We start from the raw sequence: 4,878 nt of genomic DNA, 5'->3' as shown, positions 1-4,878 counted from the left end.
TTACGTTATCTGGCAGGTGCCTTACTTGTCATTTTATCTCATTATTCTTTTGGTCAGATTCCTAATGACACCAAAGCAACAGCAGAAGTTCTTACTAATTTAAATCATTGGTGCAGTACTGCAGAGGCCTATACCAATGAAGATGCCTCTGGTAGTGAAAATACAGATTGTGATCCATCTGTCTACAATACCGCCTGGTTCAAGTTTACTGCTACGACTGATTATTTGAATTTTAAACTTACACCAGTGGGATTGAATAATAACAACGTTGTGATTTCATTAAAAGATGAAAATGATAATGATATCACCTGTTCTGAGGATGGTGTTTACAACAGTAATACTGGCGTTGATGAATATTTTCTAGAAACGGAAAACCTAACTATAGGGTCCGATTATTACATTATTGTAGCTAATGGATCATCTTCAAGTAGTTATGAAGGAACTTTCGGTATCTGCATATCTAACAAACCAAGCTTTGATTTTAAAGAAGGAGCACTTGAGATATCTAATCTTAATAATTGGTGTAGTGATGCTGGTGCTTTCAGTAACATAGATGCAACAGGAAATTTTTATCCCAACTGTGGAAATACAGTTTACAATGATGTGTGGTTCACATTTATAGCCCAACATGATGAGGCGAGAATAGTGATGACACCTGAGACATTGAATCGTAGCTACGGGTCAGTGATCTTAATGGATGAAAATGATAATGCTATTGAATGTCAGCAAAACTCTGATTATGTAGGAGGCGGGATTTATGAGTTTTCAATAGATGCGGTAAATCTGACAGTGGGTGACCGGTACTATATTCTTGTTGGTGGAAGGAGTTCAAGTGATACGCGAGAAGGTACTTTTAGTTTATGTGTTAATAATGCACCTAATTTTGATTTCATTGAGAATGCTATTGAATTAACCAACCTGGATAATTGGTGCAGTGAGGCAGGAGCCTACAATAATATAGATGCGACAGGCAATGAGAGCACCTCTTGCGATGGAAGTGTGTATAACACCGTTTGGTTTAAAGTAACAGCTACGACCAATTACCTGAAATTCATATTGACACCGGAGACTTATAATGACAATAATGGAATCATATCGTTAATGGATGGTAACCAAAATACGTTGGTGTGTACCGAAGATGTTGTTTCTAACCCAACTACAGGTAATGATGAGTTTGTGATAGAATCTGAGAATTTAACAGTAGGAGACACCTATTATATATTGGTAGGGACACAATCTTCATCAGATTCATATGAAGGCACCTTTGGTATTTGTGTATCGGATAAACCAAGTTTTGATTTTAAAGAAGGTGCCGTTGAATTAACTGATTTAGATAATTGGTGCAGTGGTGTGGGTGCTTACACTAATGTTGAAGCAATTGGTAGTACCAATAGAAATTGCACGGGAACCGTCTATAATGATGTTTGGTTTAAGTTTTTGGCTCAACATGATGAAGCTCAAATAAAAATGATGCCAGAGACAATGTCATACTATAACGGGTCTTTGGTCTTATTGGATGAGAGTGAGAATGTTCTTTACTGTGATGAAAGCTATACCTATAATAACGGTGCTTATGAATACGTGATTGATGCTGAAAACCTAAATGCTGGATCATCATATTATATTGTTGTAGGTGTCCAGTATTCTAGTTCAAGTTATAATGGTAGTTTCGGATTATGTGTTAACAATGTACCAAACTATGATTTCAAAGAAGATGCAAAAGAGTTAACAGACCTCAATAACTGGTGTAGTGGGCCAGGTGCCTACACCAATGAAGGAGCTACTGGCAGTGAGAGCACTTCATGCGATGGCAGTGTGTACAATACCGTGTGGTACAAGTTTACAGCGGCCACAGCATATTTAAATTTTAAGCTGATACCTGAAACCTTAAATGATGGTTTAGTGGTATTATCTCTGGAAGATGAAGCAGGCAACTCAGTAGCCTGTATAAACAATGGCGTTTATAACTCAACAACAGGTGTTGCTGAATATACCTTAGAAACCGAAGGTTTAACCATTGGAAACCTCTATTATATTAAAATAGCAAACACATACTCATCAGATAGTTATGAAGGTACTTTTGGTATTTGCGTTAATGACCAGGCTTCATTTGATAAGAAAATAGGAGCGGTAGAACTTACCGATTTGAACAGTTGGTGCAGTGCAGCAGGTGCCTATACCAATGAAGGAGCAACAGGCAATGAAAGTGCCAGCTGTGATGGGAGTATATATAATACGGTATGGTTTAAATTTACAGCAGCCACATCGTTCATAAATTTTAAACTTATCCCTCAAACCCTGAATGATAATTATGTTGTGCTGTCCTTGGAAGATGATGGAGGCAATTCAGTAGCCTGTGTAAATAATGGTGTTCATAATTCATTAACGGGTGTGGAAGAATATACCCTGGAATCAGAGAGTTTGACCATTGGGGCAACCTATTATATTAAAATGGCAAACTCATACTCATCCGACAGTTACGAAGGTACTTTTGGGGTATGTGTTAATGACCAGGCAACCTTTGACAGGAAAGTTGGAGCCGTAGCGCTTACCGATTTAAACAATTGGTGCAGCGCTTCAGCAGCATTTACCAATGTAGGAGCCACCGGCAGCGAAAGTACCGATTGCGATGGCAGTGTGCATAATTCGGTATGGTTTAAGTTCACGGCAGCTACAGGGTTTTTAAACTTTAGGTTAAAAGCTGAAGGTATTAATGACAATTACGTTGTCGTGGCATTGCAAGATGAAAATGCAAACCCTATAGCCTGCACTGATGACGGTATAAATAGTGGTTCAGGCGGTGACGAGTACGTATTAGAATCAGGAAATCTGAGTATTGGCACAGACTATTATATCATGGTGGCGAACACCTCATCATCCAGTAGTTATGAAGGAAGTTTTAGCATATGTGCTACAGATCAGCTGACCAATGATTTTATAGCAGGAGCTACAGAATTAACGAATCTAAATAATTACTGTAGCGATGCCCAGTCTTATAGTAATGTAGGGGCAGGCGGATTTGAAGATGGAGGTTGTGGTGATGCTTATAACACAGTGTGGTTCAAATTTACAGCAGCTACAGAATACTTAAATGTTGAAGTTGTGCGAACAACGTTGGGCACTGGTACTATTATGATGTCATTGATAGAATCTCAGAGCCAGAATATTCTTATGTGCATTGATGACCCTGACTATAATCCAGATACGAATTTATATGGGTATTGGATTGAAAGTAATAATCTTGAAATAGGCAACGATTATTATATCATGGTGGGTAATGTTTCTCCATCGGATACTGAAGAAGGAACTTTTGGTATTTGCATCAATGATCAGGAGGCGTTAAGTGGCACACCCCCAGTACCAGTTATTATTGGTATCTCAGAGGATGCCTGTGGTTATGCTACTATTACAAGGGAAGAGCCACCTGCGGGTCAGGAGTGGTACTGGCAAGGAACAAATAGTGCGGGAACCAGCACTAGTAATAGTAACCTGACGTATGCTCCTCCAGCATCCGGGACCTACTACCTCAGATCAAGATATAACCACTCAGGTACCTGGGGAGAGTCATTGCCTATAACTGTTCAGTTTGGAGGAGTGGCCAACACTAGCCCTTCTATGCCTACTGTATCTGGCAACACCTGTGGTGCAAAGACACTAACACGAAGCACCCCACCATCAGGAGAGATTTGGTACTGGCAGACCAGTTCAGGAGGTACATCTACAGCCAATTCAAATAGTACCTATAGTGTAACAAGTAGTGGCACGGTTTATCTAAGAGCGAGAAACAGTGCAGGTTGTTGGAGTGGTAGCAGATCAATCGCTGTAACAGTAAATAAAATTCCGTTAGCACCACCAACCCCAACGGTATCCAGTAATACCTGTGGACCTAAGACATTAACCAGAGGCACACCACTGGCAGGAGAGATTTGGTACTGGCAGACCAGCGCTTCAGGGACCGCTACAGAGAATAGCAGTGCTACCCATAGCGTTGCAGCAAGCACAACCGTTTACCTGCGCTCGAGAAGTAGTGCAGGCTGCTGGGGAAGTAGCGTGTCAGTAGCAGTGACAGTAAATCCTACACCAGCTACACCAGCTACACCAACCGTATCCACCAATACCTGTGGCCCAAAAGTATTAACCAGGGGCACCCCACCATCAGGAGTGGTTTGGTACTGGCAAACCAGAGCGTCAGGTACTTCTACTGCAAATGCTAATAGTACCTACAGCGCTACAGTAAGCGGTAAAGTTTACTTACGCTCGCGAACAAGTGCGGGCTGCTGGGGTGGTAGTAGTTCGGTAAACGTAACCGTCAATCAAATTCCAGATACCCCAACACTAAGTGTTTCTGAGCAAGGTTATGACTATACATTGCTAGAAAGAGGTACACCGTCATCTGGTGAGACCTGGTACTGGCAAGGCACCAATGCCAATGGCACCAGTCAAAGTAATTCAGCAGCCACCTATCAGGCGTTAACATCAGGCACCTATTACATAAGGAGCAAAAACAATACAGCAGCCTGCTGGGGAGCATCAGCATCTATTGAGCTGCAGGCGGCAGCACCAGTAGCCAGCATTAGCAGTATGCGGGAAAATAGTGTTACCCTATCGTGGGAGGCAGTACCCAATGCCACAGGTTATGAAATTAGCAGGTCATTAACCATAGATGATGACTATGCCATTATAGGTACAGTAAACGGCTTAACCCTGGAATATAGGGATACGGGTATAGAGTCGCATACCACCTACTATTACCGTGTTCAAAGCCTTGTAGGTGCCCAGAAGTCAGTAGGCTCACCGGCAGTGTTAGTAAAAACCTTTACAGGTAATGATGAGCTGGAGCACCAGCCACAATACAATGGCAACATCTCAGCGATACGC

The 4,878-nt window shown here is 41.6% G+C and carries 1 protein-coding gene; it reads left to right on the top strand.

Features of this window, described 5'->3' with window-relative positions:
• Positions 1-4,878: fibronectin type III domain-containing protein (locus E1140_RS21315; RefSeq protein ID WP_185153371.1), on the top strand; the 4,878-nt coding region annotated here is incomplete at both ends.

The organism is Fulvivirga lutimaris, assembly GCF_009711525.1.
Taxonomy (GTDB): Bacteria; Bacteroidota; Bacteroidia; order Cytophagales; family Cyclobacteriaceae; genus Fulvivirga; species Fulvivirga lutimaris.
The sequence above is the reverse complement of the archived record's forward strand: the minus strand, read 5'-3'. Positions and strand labels throughout refer to the sequence as shown.